Source organism: Ruegeria sp. CL3, assembly GCF_056536505.1.
In genome coordinates, this window is the sequence record NZ_JBQFPT010000007.1 from 253,851 (window position 1) to 272,056 (window position 18,206).

An 18,206-nucleotide genomic window follows, 5' to 3' on the forward strand; every position below is an offset into this window, starting at 1 on the left:
TGAGGCAACCTAGGCAGATGCGGACCACTCTTCATGTCGCTCAACCACGTACGTCCCTGGCGCGATATCTACCGCCGTAAATCCCGCCAGATCATGGTCGGCAACGTGCCGGTCGGCGGCGATGCTCCGATTGCCGTTCAGACCATGACCAACACCCTGACCACTGATGTGGCGGCAACGGTCGCGCAGGTTCAGGCTGCGGCTGAGGCTGGGGCCGATATCGTGCGGGTCTCGGTCCCGGATGAGGACTCGGCCAAGGCGCTGAAAGAGATCGTGCGCGAAAGCTCGGTTCCCATCGTGGCTGACATTCACTTTCACTATCGCCGCGGCATCGAAGCGGCCGAAGCCGGCGCCGCTTGCCTGCGGATCAACCCGGGCAATATCGGCAACGAACAACGCGTGAAAGAAGTCATAAAGGCCGCCCGCGACCACAATTGCTCGATCCGCATCGGGGTGAATGCGGGGTCGCTGGAAAAGCACCTGCTTGAGAGATATGGCGAGCCCTGTCCCGAGGCGATGGTCGAGAGCGGGTTGGAGCATATCCGCATTCTGCAGGACAATGATTTCCACGAATTCAAGATCAGCGTGAAGGCCAGCGACGTGTTCCTGTCGGCGGCGGCCTATCAGGGCATTGCTGAGGCCACGGATGCCCCCATACACCTTGGCATCACCGAGGCCGGAGGGTTGGTAAGTGGCACCATCAAATCCGCCATCGGGCTGGGCAACCTGCTGTGGATGGGGATCGGAGATACGATCCGTGTCAGCCTGTCCGCCGACCCGGTCGAAGAGGTCAAGGTTGGCTTTGAAATCCTGAAATCGCTGGGCCTGCGCCATCGCGGCGTCAACATCATCTCTTGCCCCTCCTGCGCGCGTCAGGGGTTCGACGTGATCAAAACCGTCGAGGCGCTGGAGCATCGTCTGGAACACATAAAGACGCCGATGTCCCTGTCGATCATCGGTTGCGTCGTCAACGGCCCGGGCGAGGCACTGATGACCGATGTCGGCTTCACCGGCGGCGGAGCAGGGTCGGGCATGGTCTATCTCGCAGGTAAGGCTAGCCACAAGATGTCGAACGACCAGATGATCGATCACATCGTGGAAGAGGTCGAGAAAAAGGCCTCTGAGCTGGATGCGGCAGAGGAGGCTGCAGAGTAGCTACACTGCGGGCATTTGCTGCGTCGCACAATGAATGCCTCCGCCCAGTTCGCCCAGTATGTCGACATTCAATGAAACGACCTCGCGCCCGGGGTAGTGACGCCCAAGGGCATTGCGCGCAATTTTGTCCGTTTCACTATCTCCGAACTCGGCAATCACCACTGCACCGTTGCAGACATAGTAGTTTGCATATGAGGCTACGAATTCCGGGTCTTGAACACGACGTTCGAAAGGTTCGGGGATTACGTCGATCTGCAAGCCTTCGTCCGCAAGCCGATCATGAGTGTCCAGTGCAGCTAGGTGAAACGGATCACCCATGTCTGGTTCATCTGGAAGGTTGATGAGAACGCGCCCCGGCCCTGTAAAGCGGGCGAGGCTATCAATATGGTAGTCGGTGATATCTTCGCCCAAGACACCTTCGGACCAAATGATGCGGTCAGCGCCATAAGCTGCCAGCAGACGGCTTTCGATTTCGCCGCGTGTCATGCCAGGATTGCGGTTTTCATTCACCCAAGAGCTTTCATGCGCCATGAGCAGCCCATGCCCATCCTGCTCGACCCCACCAGCCTCGCCTTGCAAACCGGTGGGTCGCAGAGTTAGGCCTAACCGATCCGCGACCCTGCTGGCTACTTTTGCATCGAGGGCGTGGAGTTGCTTTTGCCCCCAGCCATTGAATTGGATTTGGCTGATGGCCAGTTTGCCTTGTCCGTCTACGACAAAAACCGGACCGGAGTCTCGGCACCAAAGGTCTTCGGTAGGGATGTCCCAAAGCTCGACCTGCGAAGAAAGCCTCCTGCGGGCGGCGTTTTGATGTTCTTCTGCAGCCAACATCGTTACAGGCTCAAAAGCCGCGATCGCGTTGGCAATGTCCGCAATTGTCTGTTGTACCAAGTCTAGAAATATGGGGTCGCGATAGACTTTTCTACTGCTGGGCCATTGCATGAAAGTGCGCTGATGACGCATTTCCTCGGCCGGTACGTAGTAGCCAGAACGAGGCTGGGTTGAGGATTGACTTGGCAAACCCACAACTCCCAGCGCCCCTCCGGCAATCAAAAGCTGTCGACGATTCACTTCGGGAGTCTACCCTTGTTCAGCCCGCACTCCGTCTGCGATCTGCTGCATCTGATCTGCGGGTAGGAAGCCGCGCAGCATTTCGGTGCCTAGAACGAAGGACGGCGTGCCGGTGATCTGCATGCGTTGTGCCAGTTCTCGGGTGCGGGTGATCTCTTCGGTGACCTGGTTGCTGTCCATCGCGGCGATGATGGCGTCGCTATCCAGCCCAAGCCCGTCTGAGATACGGCGCAAGGTCACTTCGCTGGGTTCTCCGCTGAATTCCATAAGGGCGTCGTGGACCTGTTTATAGGCGTCATCCCCGGCGACATGTTTGGTTGCCACGGCGAAGCGTGAGGACAGAACTGAGGCATCGCCCAGAATCGGGAACTCTTTTATCACAAGACGGATATTACCGTCTTCGGCCAACAGGCTGGCCACCTCGGGCACGGCGCGGCGGCAATAGCCGCAACGGTAGTCCATGAACTCGACCAGGGTGATGTCGCCATCCGGATTACCGCCCACCCAGCTATAGCCGTCATTGAACAGCTCATCCGCGTTCGAAGCGACCAGATCGCGGTCGGCCTGCTCCTGGGTCGCTGCGTTGCGCTCCTCCAGAATGGTGATCGCTTCGATGATCACTTCGGGGTTTTCCAGCAGATACTCGCGCACCTGCGCTCCGAACTCGGCCTTTTCGGCGTCGCTGAGCGCGTTGAGGTCTAGCGCCTGCGCCGAAGTCGATATCAGGGAAAGCCCCAAAAGGGCGGGGGCTGCATGTTTCAGGATCATTTGCGTTTCCTTTTCGCTTTCTCTGCGCGTTTCGAGGCAATCAACACATCTTGTGCCCTTTGCCAACCCGGTGAGCCTTCGGGAAGTTGCCCGATGGCCCGTTTTGCGTGAATGCCTGCATCGGCCAGCCGGCCCTGCAATGCGTATCGTTCTGCGGTGACGGTCGAGGCCATCCCGTTGTTGCCGACCTTGGAATAGGCCACGCCCAAATCCCGCATCAGCCGCGCGTTGCGGTAGTCGCGGGCGCGGGCTTTCTCTAGCGCCTCCAACGCCGTGTCAGTCTGGCCTTGTAGCAGCAGCGCCCGTCCGTATCCGGCAAGGATCAACGCATCGTGAGGTGCCATTTCAACCGCTTGGGCATATGCATTTACAGCCTCGGACAATTGCCTGTTTTCCAGAAGGATTTGGCCTTTCAGTTCGTAGTAAAAGGGATCTTCGGGCCGAATTTTCAAGGCTTCATCTATCGCCGCGCGGGCACGTGCCAGATCGCGATTCTGGTGATGGGCCGACGCCTCGCGCATCATTCTGATGTCGTAAGCCGTTTCCTCTTTCGCGCGGCGCATTGTCCAACTCGGAGAGCGCAGAAAGGCCGAGAGCTTGCCCTTCACCCGTGCAAACCAATAGTCGGCGGTTTCATTGGGTTGGGTCTGATCGCCAAACTCGTCCAGAAACGCCTCAGCCGCGCGCAAGCGGTCCCGGCTGGTGGGGTGCGAGCGCATATAGGGGTCTTGATTGGCCGTGCTCAGCAACTCCTGACCTGCGAATTTCCGGTGGATCGCGACCATCCCCTTGGGTGAGATTCCAGCCCACCGCAGATAGCTGGCCGCGCTGCGATCGGCCGAGGCTTCCTCGGCCCGTGTGTGCCCCAGAAAGCTGCGAATGGCCGCGCCCTGCGTGCCGGCTGCAATCCCGGCAGCAGCTTCCCCTCCGCCCGCAGCGGCTGCGATCAAGGCAAGCGCCGTACCGAGGCTCGCCTTGCGCTGCGCGTCCTGCAGGTTCTGGTGACGGCGGGCCAGATGACCGTTGGCGATATGAGCGGCCTCATGGGCGATGACGGCTTGCAGCATTTCGGGGCTGTCGACCGACAGGATCAGGCCGTAGTTCAGGTAGATCGCGTTGTAGTCGATCACGAAGGCGTTGAAGGTGTTGTCGTTGACCACCAGAATACGCACCTGATTGGTGCTTAGCCCGGCGGCACGCAGCACCGGAAAGGCCAGTTCACGCAGGCCAAACTCGATATCGGGATCGCGGATCAGGCTTTGGGCGTGGCTCTGCGCTGCCGCCGTCAGCCAGAGGACAGCCGCAAGTATCAGGGCTGGGATTGACGCCAGCCTGGATACGCGTTCAAAAGCCATGGCTGCAACATGGGAGATGGGCATGAGAAACTCAACCCGGTCCGGGGTCGATCCGTTTATTGTGATGGACGTGATGGAGGCCGCGCGCAAAGCCGAAGAGGCCGGACGCCACATCATTCATATGGAGGTCGGTCAGCCCGGAACCGGCGCCCCGAAAGGCGCGACCGAAGCCCTCGCCAAGGCAATGGAGCAAGGCCCGTTGGGGTATACCGTCGCGCTTGGGCTGCCCGCCTTGCGACAGCGGATCGCGCAGATGTATGGCGAGTGGTACAATGTCGATCTGAACCCCGAACGTGTCGTGGTGACGCCGGGGTCTTCCGGCGGGTTCTTGCTGGCCTTTACCGCGCTTTTTGACAGCGGGGATCGCGTGGGGATCGGCGCGCCGGGCTATCCGTCCTACCGCCAGATTCTCAAGGCGCTTGCATTGGTGCCTGTCGACCTGCCGACCTTGCCCGAGAATCGGCTGCAACCGGTGCCTTCGGATTTTGCCGGGCTTGATCTTCAGGGCCTGATGGTCGCGTCCCCCGCCAATCCGACCGGCACTATGTTGGATCACGCGTCGATGGGCGCGTTGATCGACGCCGCGCAGGGGCAGGGTGCCTCGTTCATCAGTGACGAGATCTACCACGGGCTGGAATATGAGGCCAAAGCCGTCACTGCGTTGGAGCTGACGGATGAGTGCTATGTGATCAATTCCTTCTCGAAGTATTTCTCGATGACAGGTTGGCGTGTTGGCTGGATGGTAGTTCCCGAGGATCAGGTCCGCGTGGTCGAGCGGATCGCTCAGAACATGTTCATCTGCGCTCCCCATGCCAGCCAGGTGGCCGCGTTGGCCGCGATGGATTGCGACGAGGAGCTGCAGGCCAATCTCGATGTTTACCGCCGCAACCGTGAGCTGATGCTCGAAGGGCTGCCAAAAGCTGGTTTCACGAATATCGCGCCACCTGACGGGGCGTTCTACGTCTATGCCGATGTCTCTGACCTGACAGATGACAGCCGCGCCTTTGCAGCCGAGATTCTGGAAAAGGCCGGTGTCGCCGTCACGCCAGGTTTGGACTTCGATCCTGAGCGAGGACATGCGACCCTGCGATTCTCCTACGCAAGGGCCACTGCCGATATTCAGGACGGGTTAGAGCGTCTGCGCAGCTTCATGGTCGAACGCGGCGCGTTGCAGCCGGTGTAAAGCGTTCACAAGAGGGGGCGGATGCGCTAGGGTCACGCTCAAACGATCTCGGGAAAACTTGAGGCCATGAGCAGGATTTTCTATTGCATCGCGCTGATCTGGGCGCTGTCCGGTGCCGCATTGGCGCAGGACTTCACTGCGCTGGCGCGCGTGCAGCCGGACCAAAGCCGCATCATCGATTCTGGTCGCACGGCGGTTCAGGTCGATCTTGGCGTCACCCAGGGTGTGCCTTACCGCATCTTCACGCTGCGCGATCCCTACCGCATGGTCCTCGACTTTCAGGAGGTCGACTGGACCGGCCTCAACGCCGACGACTTCCTACAAACCGACCGGATCAGTGGCGTGCAGTTCGGGGCCTATGTCCCCGGCTGGTCCCGTATGGTGCTGGAACTGGGCGCGCCTATGGCGGTGGACACGGCCGAGTTGCGTTTGGATGAGGCCTCGGGCGCGGCGCTGTTGACCCTTCAATTGGTCGGTACCGATTTTGACACGTTCAACGCGTCCGCTGGCGTGCCGCAGAACCACGGCTGGGATCTTCCAGAACCTGCCGTCACCACATCCGAGGCCCCGCGCAACGTAGCGCAGGTCTTGCGGGTGATGCTGGACCCTGGCCATGGCGGTATTGATCCGGGCGCCGAGTTCGGTGGCATTGACGAGAAAACCATGATGCTGACCTTCGCGCGTGAACTACGTGAATTGCTATTGAGGTCAGGTGGTTACGAGGTGGTTCTGACGCGGGTCGAGGATCAGTTCGTCTCGCTAGAGCGTCGTCTCGCTCTGGCACACAGGGCGGGTGCAGATGTGTTTATCTCGCTGCATGCCGATTCCCTCTCTGACGGGCAGGCCCACGGCGCGGCGGTCTATACCTTGTCCGAGGATGCCTCGGACGTGGCCAGCGTCAAACTGGCCGAGCGCCACGATCGGGGCGATCTTTTGTCTGGGGTCGATCTGAACGGGGCTGATGATCAGGTCACCGATGTGCTGCTGGATATGGCGCGGCAGGAGACCAAACCCCGCACCACATCGCTTGCGGGCGCGATTGCCAATGGCATGGCGCAACAGGGCGGGCCGATGAATCGCAAACCGCTGCGCACCGCATCGTTTTCGGTGCTGAAGGCGGCGGACATACCGTCCGTTCTGGTCGAACTTGGGTTTCTTTCCAGCCCCAGAGACCTGAAAAACATCAAAAATCCCGACTGGCGCGCTAAAATGGCGCTGGGAATCTATCAGGGGCTCGAGGACTGGCGGCAGCAAGATGTGATCAGACGATCCCTGATTGGACAGTGACCTGACGACGCAAAACGGCTAGAATGCGCTTGTGGTTTTGACCCTCGGGCTTGGCATCCCTATATAGGCGACAGCGCGAAAAAAAGGCAGTGACGTGATCCGGTTCATTCTATCGATTTTCGGGGCAGTTTTCAGCCTCGTGACTTTGGGTATCTTCATGGTTGCGCTGGTGATCGGCGCGGTCTTTTGGATGTATGGTCGCGACCTGCCCAGCCACGAGTCGCTGGCACAGTACAAGCCGCCCACGATCAGCCGGATCTATTCCGGTGAGGGTCAGTTGATCGACGAATTCGCCCAAGAACGCCGTCTGTTCACCCCGTCCGAGGAAATCCCCGACCTGGTGAAACAGGCGTTCATTTCTGCGGAAGACAAGAATTTCTACACCCATCAGGGCTATGACCCGCGCGGCATCATCGCTGCTGGTGTCGAAGCTGTACGCACCAAAGGTGAAACCGTTCGCGGTGCCTCGACCATCACGCAGCAGGTGATGAAGAACTTCCTGCTGTCGGGCGACCGTCGGGCCGAGCGCAAGATCAAGGAAATCATCCTAGCCACCCGGCTTGAGGATACGCTCGACAAGGAACAGATCCTCGAGCTTTACATGAACGAGATCTTTCTGGGTCAGAACTCCTATGGTGTGACCGCTGCGGCGCAGACCTATTTCAACAAGACCCTGCAGGAACTGGCCCCGCATGAGGCCGCGATGCTGGCCGCGATGCCCAAGGCGCCGTCGGACTACCACCCGGTCCGCCAAAAGGAACGCCTGCTGGCTCGCCGCAACTATGTTCTGCGCGAGATGAACCAGAACGGTTACATTGATCAGGCGACCTATGAAGCCGAGGTCGAGATGCCTCTGCGTTCAGTCCAGAACGGGGATTTTGAAAGCTTCCGCACCGCACTGCCGCCACGTGACTATTTCACCGACGAAATCCGCCGCCAGCTGAGCGAGGATTTTGGTGAGGGTGAGTTCTTTACGGGTGGTTTCACCGTGCGCGCTTCGGTTGACGAGGAAATGCAGGTCGAGGCCGCGCGTGCGCTGCGTGAGGCATTGCAGAAATACGACCTGTCACGCGGCAGATGGCGTGGCACGGGCGAGGTGATCGCAGAAGAACAGCTGGTGGATGAGGCCCAATGGCGCGATGCGCTGGCGCAGATGGAAATCCCCCGCGACGTCGTTCTGCCGACCCAATGGTATCCGGCCGTTGTGCTGGATGTGGCCGAACAACAATTGACCGTTGGGATCGAGGATGGCCCCGCCGATGGCACCATTCCTCGCTCTGACATCAAGTGGATGCAGGGCAACTTCTTCGACAATTTCAAACGCGGCGATGTGATCCTTGTCATGGCCGGGGAAGAGGGGCAGTGGTCCGCCCGTCAGGTGCCCGAAGTACAGGGCGGCTTTGTCGCGATGGACGTGAATTCGGGCCGTGTTCTGGCGATGCAGGGCGGGTTCTCGTATCAGGATACCGTGTTCAACCGCGCTACGCAGGCGCAGCGTCAGCCGGGGTCCTCGTTCAAGCCGTTCGTCTACGCCGCTGCATTGGACAGTGGTTATAGCCCTGCGACGATCGTTGTTGACGCTCCGATTGAGGTGAATACTCCTCAGGGCCTGTGGCGCCCCAAGAACTCGTCGAACAAGTTCTACGGCCCAACGCCACTGCGCACCGGGATCGAACAGTCTCGGAACCTGATGACCATCCGCCTTGCGCAAGAGGTCACGATGCCCGTCGTCGCGGGCTATGCGGAACGGTTTGGTGTCTATGACCGAATGGGTGCGTTCCTGGCCAACTCGCTGGGGTCCGAGGAAACCACACTGTATAAAATGGTTGCGGCCTACGCGATGTTCGCCAATGGCGGTGAGCGGGTCGAGCCTACTCTGGTCGACCGGATTCAGGACCGCTTTGGTAAGACGATCTATCGCCATGACGATCGCCAGTGCCTCGATTGCAACTCAACTTGGCTCGAACCGAACGAGTCGCCGACCATCGAGACCAACCGTTCTCAGGTCATGGATGCGATTACCGCCTATCAGCTGACTTCGATGATGAAGGGTGTTGTGGATCGCGGGACGGCGTCGCGCTATGTCAACCTGCCGGTGCCGACGGCAGGCAAGACCGGAACCACCAACGAATCCAAGGATGCGTGGTTCATTGGCTTCACCTCGAACATCGTTGCCGGTTGCTATATCGGCTATGACCGTCCGCGTCCGATGGGCCGGGGGGCTTATGGCGGCACCATGTGCGGGCCGGTCTTCCAGAGCTTCATGGAAAAAGCCGTTGAGAAATACGGCGGTGGTCCGTTCGAAGTGCCCGAGGGTGGTCACTTCATCAAGATCGACCGTTTCAGTGGCGCGCGCCTGCCTGATGACGCATCCGGCGAATATGTCGTGGCCGAGTTCTTCCGGGATGGTGTGGATGGGTTTATCGACCGCGTTTATGACGGCGGCTTTGCCATCGGATCGGACCTTCCGCTGTTCGAAGAGGCGCAACGCGCAGGCGTTCAGGTCCAGACCTCGACAGGTAGCACCGTCACTGTTGGCCCCAAAGCCTCGCAAGGGGATTTGAGTACCGGCGGCCTCTACTGATCGCTTTGCAAAATCTCTGACGGCCAGACGTGTAATCCCGTCTGGCCCGTCTTGTGGTGGCCTTCTGCTCTTGCTATCACGCAGTCCTGTTTGACCAAGTTGGGGCAAGACCATGCGCGCCGAAACCCAGAATATCGTGGCGGAAATCGAAAAGTCACTAGAGCTGCTGGCGCAGCGCATGGACTATGAAACCGCGCCCCATCGGCTTGAGGAATTCAACGCGCGGGTCGAGGATCCGAACCTGTGGGACAGCCCCGAGAACGCACAGAAACTGATGCGCGAACGGCAGATGCTGGTCGACGCGATCGAGACCTACGAGTCCATCAAAACCGATCTCAGCGACAATATCGAGCTGATCGAGCTGGGCGAGATGGAAGAGGATGAAGAGGTTGTTCAGGACGCCGAAGCCTCGATCAAGTCTCTGAAGGACAAAGCCGCCAAGAAAGAGCTGGAGGCTCTGCTCGATGGCGAGGCTGACAGCAACGATACCTTCCTCGAGATCAACTCGGGCGCGGGTGGGACCGAGAGCTGTGACTGGGCCTCGATGCTGGCGCGGATGTATGTGCGTTGGGCGGAAAAGAAGGGCTATACGGTCGAGCTGCAATCCGAAACAGCGGGCGAAGAAGCCGGTATCAAATCGGCGGCTTACAAGATTTCGGGTCACAATGCCTATGGCTGGCTAAAATCGGAAAGCGGCGTGCATCGTCTGGTACGAATCTCGCCTTATGACTCGGCGGCCAAACGGCACACCTCGTTCAGTTCGGTCTGGGTCTACCCCGTGGTCGATGACAATATCGAGATTGAGGTGAACCCGGCCGATATTCGGATTGATACCTATCGGTCCTCGGGTGCGGGTGGTCAGCACGTGAACACCACGGACTCGGCGGTGCGGATCACACACACCCCGACCGGGATCGTTGTGACCTCATCCGAGAAGTCGCAGCACCAGAACCGCGATATCGCCATGAAGGCGCTAAAATCACGCCTCTACCAGCAAGAGCTGGACCGTCGGAACGCCGATATCAATGCGGCGCATGAGGCAAAGGGGGATGCGGGCTGGGGCAACCAGATCCGGTCTTACGTCTTGCAGCCCTATCAGATGGTGAAGGATCTGCGGACCAATCATGAGACTTCGGACACCAAAGGTGTGTTGGACGGGGATCTGGATGGGTTCATGGCGGCGACCCTGGCATTGAACGTGGCGGGCAAAAGCCGGTCCGAGGCGCAGGGCGACTAAGTCTGGGCAGGGGGCGCTGCCCCCGCCGCGGCAAGCCGCGACTCCCCCGAGATATTTTTAGCCAGATGAAGGGGATCCGGGTGGCGCTTAGCCATTCGGGAAAAGATGTATTTAAACAATGGGTTTTATTGGTCGGGGTGCGCGGCTAGGCTGGACTTGAATTCAACGGATTGAGGCGATTGAAACCCGGATGGATGTCACTCAGCTTTCCGCAAAGACGCTGGTCGATCAGTTGTCATCTGGCGCTGTTTCATCGGTCGAGGTGATGGCTGCGACGCTGGCGCGGATCGAGGCCGTAAATGGAGCGGTCAATGCGATTATGGCGCCGCGCGACGCGGATGATCTGATGGCCGAGGCGGCGGCACTGGATGCGGGTCCGAAGCGGGGACCACTGCACGGGTTGCCGATTGCGGTGAAGGATCTGGTCAATGTCGCCGGGATAGTGTCATCGCAGGGATCGCCGCTGTTTCGCGATTTTGTGCCCGAACAGGACGATCTGATTGCAGCGCGGATGCGCGCGGCGGGGGCGATTTTGATTGGTAAGACCAACACGCCCGAGTTTGGGCTTGGCTCGCACACGTTCAACCCGGTCTATGGCGCGACCCGGAACCCCTATGACGGCTTGCGTACCTGTGGGGGGTCGTCTGGTGGCGCGGCGGTTGCGTTGGCGACTGGGATGGTCGCGTTGGCCGATGGCTCGGATATGATGGGAAGCCTTCGAAATCCGGCCGCGTGGAACAACGTTTACGGATTTCGCCCAAGTTGGGGGCGGGTACCTTCGGAACCTATTGGGGACGGGTTTCTGCATCAGTTATCCACCCTGGGGCCGATGGCGCGCAGCCCTGAGGATCTGGGGCTCTTGTTCGATGTGATCTCGGGCGCTGATCCCCGGTCACCTTTGGTCGCGGATGCCGGGCAGGTGAGTCCCGTTCAAGCCGCTGATCTGCGCGGGGCGCGGATTGGTTGGTTGGGAGATTGGGGCGGCGCATTTCCGGTTGAGGATGGCATTCTGGACCTTTGCCGCGATGCCCTACGCGTTTTCGAAGACCAAGGCGCAGTGGTCGAGGATGTGTCTCCGCCCTTCGATGCGGAAAAGATGTGGAACAGTTGGGTTACCCTGCGGTCCTGGGCCGTGGCGGCGGGACTGCAACCGTTGCAGGGCAATTCAGAGGCCTTGAAGGACAGCGCACAGTGGGAGTTGGAGCGTGGCCTGATGCTATCCGCGATGGAGGTGTATGAGGCCAGCGTTACTCGGTCGGAGTGGTTCCGGCAGGCGGCTGGGCTGTTTCAGGACTATGATGCTTTGGTCCTGCCTGCCGCACAGGTCTGGCCCTTCGATATCGAGACGCCGTATCCGCGTAAGATCATGGGGTGGGCGATGGATACCTATCATCGCTGGATGCAGGTGACGGTGCCGGTCAGCCTGATTGGCTTGCCCTGTCTGGCTGCGCCTGCCGGGTTCGGAGCGGAAGGCCTGCCAATGGGCTTTCAGCTATTTGGGCCCAAAGGGTCGGATGCGCGGCTGCTGTCCATAGGGGCGGCGTATCACGAGGCAACAACATGGCCGCAGAAAAGGCCCGCGATGAGATAGGGCCAGACGGGGAGGAGAAACAGATGGAAAGACCTTTCGGAGCGCCTAAGATGCGCCCTGTTGACAGTGGGATGCTGAAACAGGCGATGCGGCGGGCGTGGGTTGACCTTCGCAGGGCGCCTCTGTTCGGCTTGATATTTGCGGGGTTCTATGTGTTGGCGGGCTGGGCGATCGCCTGGGTGACCCTTCGGACGGGAACAAGCTATTGGCTGGTCCTCGCCGCGATCGGGTTCCCTTTGATCGGACCGTTTGCTGCGGTCGGGCTTTATGAGGTCTCGCGTCGCCTGGAGGCGGGGGAGGAGCTTGATTTCAAGGCGATATTCGGAGTCGTGCTGCAACAGAGCCGTCGCCAGTTGCCCTCAATCTGCGCGATTATTGTGGTGATGTTTCTGTTCTGGTTCTTTCTGGGCCACATGATCTTTGCCCTGTTCATGGGGCTGTCAACGCTGACGAATGTGTCCTCGTCGCTCGAGGTGTACCTGACGTCGAACGGGTTGATGATGTTGGCCGTAGGGTCTGCTGTCGGGGCGGTCTTTGCCACGATCCTCTACATGATCACCGTGCTGTCCATCCCGATGCTGCTGGACCGCGAGCTGGATTTTGTGACGGCAATGATCGCAAGTTTCTCCTACGTGAGGGACAACTTTCCGGTCATGATCGGGTGGGGCATTTTCATCGCCGTGCTGACGTTTGTCGCGATGGTGCCATGGTTCTTGGGACTGCTGCTGGTGCTGCCGCTTTTAGGCCATGCAAGCTGGCACCTGTATCGCCTGATCTGCGAGGATGGCCCGAGCTAGCGTCGTTCGTCGGGCCTGTGGGCCCTTATCAGCTTGCGCGCGGCGCCGAGCGCATCTGTTGCATCCTGCCCCAGCCGGGTCAGGGTCACGGGGCGCGCGTCGTCTTTGTCCGGGCGCGTGTAGCTTGTACCTTGCCAGAGGGTATCTTTCTTGCTGACCACATAGACCCGGCTGTTTTGGCCGTTACGACCGGAAATCAGCATGTAGACATAATCGCCGGAACAGCTCGCTATACCGCGCACCTCTCGTGCCATGGATGGGCTGCCGGGCATCACGCTGCGCGGTGTGAAGCCACGGATCAACGTGCATTGTGGCAGCCGTTTGGCGTGCAAAACAATGGACGTCCGGGTGTCCGTCGCCGCATAAAACCCTGGCGGAAAGGTGCAGTCGTGGGTGGCCTGAGCGCCCGAGCCGAGGAATTGCGTCAGAGTGGCGTTCACATGATGCGTATTGGCATCCGGGATGTCGTCAAGCGGGGTCAGAACGATACGGGCATCCACATCAAAGAAGCGGCATATCCGGTCCAGAACATCCGCGCGCGGAAAGCTCTCGCCCGCAAGATACCTGTTGAACTGCGTTCGGTTGATGCCTAGTTCGCGGCACAATGCAGAAATCGAAGGGTAGTTTCGCGCCAAGCGTCTGAGGTTCGCGCCGAACATGGCGCGAAGTTCGTCCGGGCTGCGCGTATCCTCTGGCATCGGTTCCCCCTGCATCGGCGGTTTCAGTCGTGAAAACAGCGGTGCAGATCGGCAGACCGGATGTGTGACCGAAATCGTAAAGATGACCCCAAAGCAACGTTTCCCCACGCCGCGTTGCACCAGAGATGCTAATCCGACGTTGGGTAAAGGCAATAGGTATTTGTCTACTGGGGGTGACCTTTACAGTTTATTTGCAGGCTTTTTTGCGCGAAGTATCAAATAGACATTGGCCGAAAAAAGCGAAGGGTCCCGGCGATGCCCTGCCGGGACCTTGCAGTTGTCAGTCGCCGCGCAACAGGGCAGCAACGCCAGTTCTGGCGATTTCGACGAGCCCCAACGGGCGCATGAGGTCAGCAAAAGCATCGATCTTGTCGGGAGCGCCCGTGATCTCAAATATGAACGAGTTCAACGTGCTGTCGACCACATTGGCGCGGAAGATATCGGCCAGACGCAGCGCCTCGACCCGCTTGTCGCCTTCGCCAACGACCTTGATGATCGCCAGTTCCCGCTCGACCGAGGGGCCTTCGACAGTCAGGTCATGGACCTCGTGAACCGGCACGATACGGCCCAGCTGTGTTTTGATCTGTTCGATCACCTGCGGGGTGCCGGTGGTCACGATGGTGATGCGGCTAAGGTGCCCAGTGTGGTCGACCTCGGCCACGGTCAGGCTTTCGATGTTGTAGCCACGGCCCGAGAACAGGCCTATCACGCGGGCTAGAACGCCCGGCTCGTTCTCAACCAGAACCGCAATCGTATGGCGCTCCTGCACGTCCGAAAAGGTCGGGCGTAGGTTGTAGGCCGAGTGGCGGGTAGAGCCTTTTTTGATATGTAGGGCAGACATTTACGTCCCTTTCATCATCTTGCGAAAACCGGGCGTCGGGCGCCCGGTCAATTCCGACGAATGTTGTTAAACCAGAACCGAACCTTTGGAATCGATCACGCCCTGCGTTTCGGCCTCGCCCAGCAGCATCTCGTTATGGGCTTTGCCCGACGGGATCATGGGGAAGCAGTTCTCGTGCTTTTCAACCAGGCAGTCAAAGATCACCGGACCGTCATAGTTGATCATCTCCATGATCGCGTCGTCCAGATCGGCGGGGTCGGAACACAGGATGCCCTTGGCCCCAAAGGCCTCGGCGAGTTTGACGAAATCGGGCAGGGCCTCGGACCACGAATGCGAGTAGCGCTCACCATGGAGCAGCTCCTGCCATTGGCGGACCATGCCGAGGCGTTCGTTGTTCAGGATGAACTGTTTCACGGGCAGGCGGTACTGAACGGCGGTGCCCATTTCCTGCATGTTCATCAGCCACGAGGCCTCACCCGCGACGTTGATCACCAGCGCGTCGGGATGCGCCATCTGCACACCGATCGAAGCCGGAGTGCCGTAGCCCATCGTGCCCAGACCGCCTGAGGTCATCCAGCGGTTGGGGTCTTCGAACCCAAGGTACTGCGCGGCCCACATCTGGTGCTGACCAACCTCGGTCGTGATGTAGCGGTCGTGGTTTTTGGTCAGCTCTTCAAGACGTTGCAGCGCGTATTGCGGTTTGATCGTCTTTTCGCTGTTGGTGTAGGCAAGGCAGTTGACCTTGCGCCAGTCGGCAATCTGCTCCTGCCATTTTGCGACTGAGGCCACGTCGGTCTTGCGACCACGCGATTTCCAGACCTTCAGGATATCTTCCAGCACATGGGCCACGTCGCCGACGATCGGGATGTCGACGCGGATCACCTTGTTGATCGAGGACGGGTCAATGTCGATATGCGCCTTTTTCGAGTTCGGCGAGAACGCGTCGATACGGCCGGTGATCCGGTCGTCGAACCGCGCGCCGATGTTGATCATCAGGTCGCAATCATGCATCGCCAGGTTGGCCTCATAGAGGCCATGCATCCCCAGCATGCCCAGCCAGTTCTTACCGGACGCCGGATAAGAGCCAAGACCCATCAGGGTTGAAGTGATCGGGAAACCCGTCGCATCCACCAGCTCACGCAGCAATTGACTGGCTGCGGGCCCCGAGTTGATGACGCCGCCGCCCGTGTAGAAAACGGGTTTCTTGGCGGTTTCCATCGCGGCAACCAGTTCGGTGATCTCTTCCAGATCGCCCTTCAGAACAGGCTGATAGCGAGAGGTCGAGGTCTTGGGGCCGGTATAGTCACCCGATGCAAACTGCACGTCCTTGGGAATGTCGATCAGAACCGGACCCGGACGGCCCGAGGTGGCGACGTGGAACGCCTCGTGCATGGTCTCAGACAGAGAATCCGTGTCCTTCACAAGCCAGTTATGCTTGGTGCAGGGGCGGGTGATGCCAACGGTGTCGGCCTCTTGGAACGCGTCCGAGCCGATCATGAAGGTGGGGACCTGGCCGGTCAGAACAACAATCGGGATCGAGTCCAGCAACGCATCCGTCAAACCGGTGACCGCGTTGGTCGCGCCGGGGCCGGATGTCACCAGCGCAACGCCGGGTTTGCCAGTCGACCGGGCATAGCCTTCGGCCGCGTGGACCGCGCCTTGCTCATGCCGCACCAGGACGTGGCGAATGTCGTTTTGCAGAAAGATCTCGTCATAGATCGGTAGGACGGCGCCACCGGGGTATCCGAATACTGTGTCCACGCCCTGATCCTTGAGGGCCTGAACCACCATCTTTGCGCCGGTCATCTCACGTGTCATCTGCTTTGCTCCGTTCGCGACATGTGTCTTGCGTTTGCCAAAAAAAAGCCCCCGAGATTTTCGGAGGCGCATGGGTTCTATTGTGGTTTTCCGTTACCGGCCCATACGCGTGTTTCCTACGATTACGACTAGCGTGTTCATCGCCAGAGGCTCCTTATCAGCTTGCAGGGGACATTATGTTCGGCACGACGGAGCGTCAACAGTCAATCGTATGAATTTCATGACCGGATTGATGAATTTTGCGACATTTTGTTGCGCAAAATGACGCATGTCGGGAATTTCCGGTAAAATGGAGGGGTTCGTGTGGTTTTTTGACGGATTTCCGACTTGTCTAAATCCGCCAACGCGATGTCTGAAATGAAACAGAAGCACGCCAAGTGCTGCGGCAGGCTACCTTGTATGAGGGGCAAATAGGGAGGTCGGCCTTGCTGCAGGAACTCGTGGATTTGGGGCGCTATCCGATTGATCGTCCGGACTCGACCGCGTACCGCCAGTTGATCGGTGATCTGCGCCGAGAGCTTGAGCATGACGGGTGCGCGGTTTTGCCGGGCTTTGCGCATGAGTCTGGGTTGGAGCAGTTACTGGCAGAGGCAGATGCTGTCGCGCCCAAGGCTCACCGGTCTTTCAACCGTACGAATGTCTATTTCACCAAGGACGACCCAAGCTTTGGGATCGGGCATCCGGTGCGCCGGTTCTATGACCGGTCAAATGCGTTTGTGCCCGCGGACAATTTCCCCGGATCAGGACCTTTGAGGCGCATCTACGAGTTCAACGGCTTTCTTCCCTTCATTCGCGATGCGCTGGATGAGCCTGAGGATCGCTTCTTTCGCTATGATGATCCGCTGGCGGATGTCATCATCAATGTCGTGGAAGAGGGGCAGGGGTTTCCCTGGCATTTCGACACCAACAACTACACTGTCACTTTGGCTATTCAGAATGCCGAAACAGGCGGTGCGTTTGAATATGCCCCGGATCTGCGCAGTTCAGACGACGAGAATTTTTCGGCGGTAAGGGCTGTTCTGGACGGCAATATGCAGGCCGTTCACCGGATCGACTTGCAGCCCGGTGATCTGCAAATATTCAAAGGTCGCTATGCCCTGCACCGAGTTGCGCCGGTTGAAGGTGCGCGCAAGCGCTACGTTGGCATCTTCTCGTTTGTGGACACCGAAGGCATGTGTGGCGGTGTTGAGAGGACACGACAGCTCTATGGCCGGGTTCTGCCGCATCACTACGCGCGGGAAGGCCGTCGGGCCGACGAGCTGTTGGACTGAGTTGCCGACGGAGGTAGGCTAGGGCCCATTCAGGGAGGGCTTTGGCATGGCGCGTGTATTGCAACTCACTCCATTTGTTTTGTGTTCGTCGTTGCAGAACCAGATTGATTTCTATTGCGACCGTTTGGGATTCAGCTGCGGGTTTCGGCAGGACAACTATGCCTTTCTGTCACGCGGTCCGGTGGCCATTCGGCTGCTGGAATGCCCGCCGCGAGACGATGGCAAGCTGCTGGGGGAGGAGCAGTCTTTTTACATAGATGTCGAGGGGGTTGATGCGCTGTATGATAGCCTCAAACCGAGGTTGGAAGATCTGCCCGACGGACGTGTGCGCCCTCCGTTTGATCAGCCTTATCAGCAGCGCGAATTTCACGTCATTGACGAGGATGGGACGTTGATCTTTTTCGGTGAGGATATCAGGCCGCGCGGGTAGCCCTCCCGCCCATCGTCAACGCGCCTGCGGCGCGCCTCCTCTGGTTGGGCCGGGCAGCGCGTGCCGCGCTGCGGTCGCTTAGGGTCAGGACCCATTCATCTTGCACCGCTGGTTTGACTG

The 18,206-nt window shown here is 59.3% G+C and carries 15 protein-coding genes; 9 read left to right on the forward strand and 6 right to left on the reverse strand.

Going from position 1 to position 18,206, the window contains the following annotated elements:
* The first annotated feature begins 33 nt into the window (after nucleotides 1–33).
* The gene (gene ispG, locus ACR0NO_RS12880; RefSeq protein WP_480724216.1) at nucleotides 34–1,155 is read left to right on the forward strand and encodes a flavodoxin-dependent (E)-4-hydroxy-3-methylbut-2-enyl-diphosphate synthase; all 1,122 of its coding nucleotides are present in this window, start codon (nucleotides 34–36) and stop codon (nucleotides 1,153–1,155) included.
* On the opposite strand, the gene ACR0NO_RS12885 is transcribed toward ispG, so the two are convergent.
* Genes ACR0NO_RS12885 through ACR0NO_RS12895 form a run of 3 tightly spaced genes read right to left on the reverse strand, consistent with a single transcriptional unit; the run spans nucleotide 1,156 to nucleotide 4,373 of the window.
* Nucleotides 1,156–2,226 (reverse strand): agmatine deiminase family protein, encoded by a 1,071-nt coding sequence (locus tag ACR0NO_RS12885; RefSeq protein WP_480724217.1) that lies wholly within the window; start codon nucleotides 2,224–2,226, stop codon nucleotides 1,156–1,158.
* A gap of 9 nt (nucleotides 2,227–2,235) precedes the next feature.
* A complete protein-coding gene (locus ACR0NO_RS12890; RefSeq protein WP_170373987.1) occupies nucleotides 2,236–2,994 on the reverse strand; it encodes a DsbA family protein in 759 nt (252 codons plus the stop codon).
* On the reverse strand, nucleotides 2,991–4,373 hold the full coding sequence (locus ACR0NO_RS12895; RefSeq protein WP_480724218.1) for a M48 family metalloprotease: 1,383 nt from the start codon (nucleotides 4,371–4,373) through the stop codon (nucleotides 2,991–2,993). Before ACR0NO_RS12895 ends, ACR0NO_RS12890 begins: the two co-directional genes overlap by 4 nt.
* Here ACR0NO_RS12895 and ACR0NO_RS12900 point away from each other — a divergent pair.
* The 6 genes from ACR0NO_RS12900 (at nucleotide 4,372) to ACR0NO_RS12925 (ending at nucleotide 13,028) form a co-directional block, all read left to right on the forward strand.
* Complete coding sequence (locus ACR0NO_RS12900) at nucleotides 4,372–5,532, forward strand: pyridoxal phosphate-dependent aminotransferase (protein ID WP_480724219.1); 1,161 nt, start codon at nucleotides 4,372–4,374, stop codon at nucleotides 5,530–5,532. The two genes, ACR0NO_RS12895 and ACR0NO_RS12900, sit on opposite strands and share 2 nt — an antisense overlap.
* Before the next feature lie 66 nt (nucleotides 5,533–5,598).
* A complete protein-coding gene (locus ACR0NO_RS12905; RefSeq protein ID WP_480724220.1) occupies nucleotides 5,599–6,819 on the forward strand; it encodes an N-acetylmuramoyl-L-alanine amidase in 1,221 nt (406 codons plus the stop codon).
* Nucleotides 6,820–6,913: 94 nt separating this feature from the next.
* Entirely contained in the window at nucleotides 6,914–9,403 is a 2,490-nt protein-coding gene (locus ACR0NO_RS12910) for a penicillin-binding protein 1A (protein WP_480724221.1), read from the forward strand.
* A gap of 112 nt (nucleotides 9,404–9,515) precedes the next feature.
* Nucleotides 9,516–10,640, forward strand: a complete 1,125-nt coding sequence (prfB, locus tag ACR0NO_RS12915) for a peptide chain release factor 2 (RefSeq protein WP_480724222.1) — start codon at nucleotides 9,516–9,518, stop codon at nucleotides 10,638–10,640.
* Nucleotides 10,641–10,830: 190 nt separating this feature from the next.
* Nucleotides 10,831–12,231, forward strand: a complete 1,401-nt coding sequence (locus ACR0NO_RS12920) for an amidase (RefSeq protein WP_480724223.1) — start codon at nucleotides 10,831–10,833, stop codon at nucleotides 12,229–12,231.
* A gap of 23 nt (nucleotides 12,232–12,254) precedes the next feature.
* Complete coding sequence (locus ACR0NO_RS12925; RefSeq protein WP_480724224.1) at nucleotides 12,255–13,028, forward strand: DUF2189 domain-containing protein; 774 nt, start codon at nucleotides 12,255–12,257, stop codon at nucleotides 13,026–13,028.
* Here ACR0NO_RS12925 and ACR0NO_RS12930 read toward each other — a convergent pair.
* The 3 genes from ACR0NO_RS12930 to ACR0NO_RS12940 form a co-directional block, all read right to left on the reverse strand.
* Nucleotides 13,025–13,726 carry a helix-turn-helix domain-containing protein gene (locus tag ACR0NO_RS12930; protein WP_170721849.1) on the reverse strand — a complete coding sequence of 234 codons (702 nt, stop codon included), beginning with the start codon at nucleotides 13,724–13,726 and terminating at the stop codon, nucleotides 13,025–13,027. The genes ACR0NO_RS12925 and ACR0NO_RS12930 overlap by 4 nt on opposite strands.
* A gap of 280 nt (nucleotides 13,727–14,006) precedes the next feature.
* The gene (ilvN, locus tag ACR0NO_RS12935) at nucleotides 14,007–14,567 is read right to left on the reverse strand and encodes an acetolactate synthase small subunit (protein ID WP_170373979.1); all 561 of its coding nucleotides are present in this window, start codon (nucleotides 14,565–14,567) and stop codon (nucleotides 14,007–14,009) included.
* A gap of 66 nt (nucleotides 14,568–14,633) precedes the next feature.
* On the reverse strand, nucleotides 14,634–16,385 hold the full coding sequence (locus ACR0NO_RS12940) for an acetolactate synthase 3 large subunit (protein ID WP_480724225.1): 1,752 nt from the start codon (nucleotides 16,383–16,385) through the stop codon (nucleotides 14,634–14,636).
* Between the two features lie 425 nt (nucleotides 16,386–16,810).
* On the opposite strand from ACR0NO_RS12940, the gene ACR0NO_RS12945 reads away from it, so the two are divergent.
* Both ACR0NO_RS12945 and ACR0NO_RS12950 read left to right on the forward strand, forming a co-directional pair.
* Nucleotides 16,811–17,656: a HalD/BesD family halogenase gene (locus ACR0NO_RS12945; protein ID WP_480724226.1), complete on the forward strand. Its 846-nt coding sequence runs from the start codon at nucleotides 16,811–16,813 to the stop codon at nucleotides 17,654–17,656.
* Between the two features lie 46 nt (nucleotides 17,657–17,702).
* Nucleotides 17,703–18,086: a bleomycin resistance protein gene (locus ACR0NO_RS12950; RefSeq protein WP_480724227.1), complete on the forward strand. Its 384-nt coding sequence runs from the start codon at nucleotides 17,703–17,705 to the stop codon at nucleotides 18,084–18,086.
* Nucleotides 18,087–18,206 lie beyond the last annotated feature (120 nt).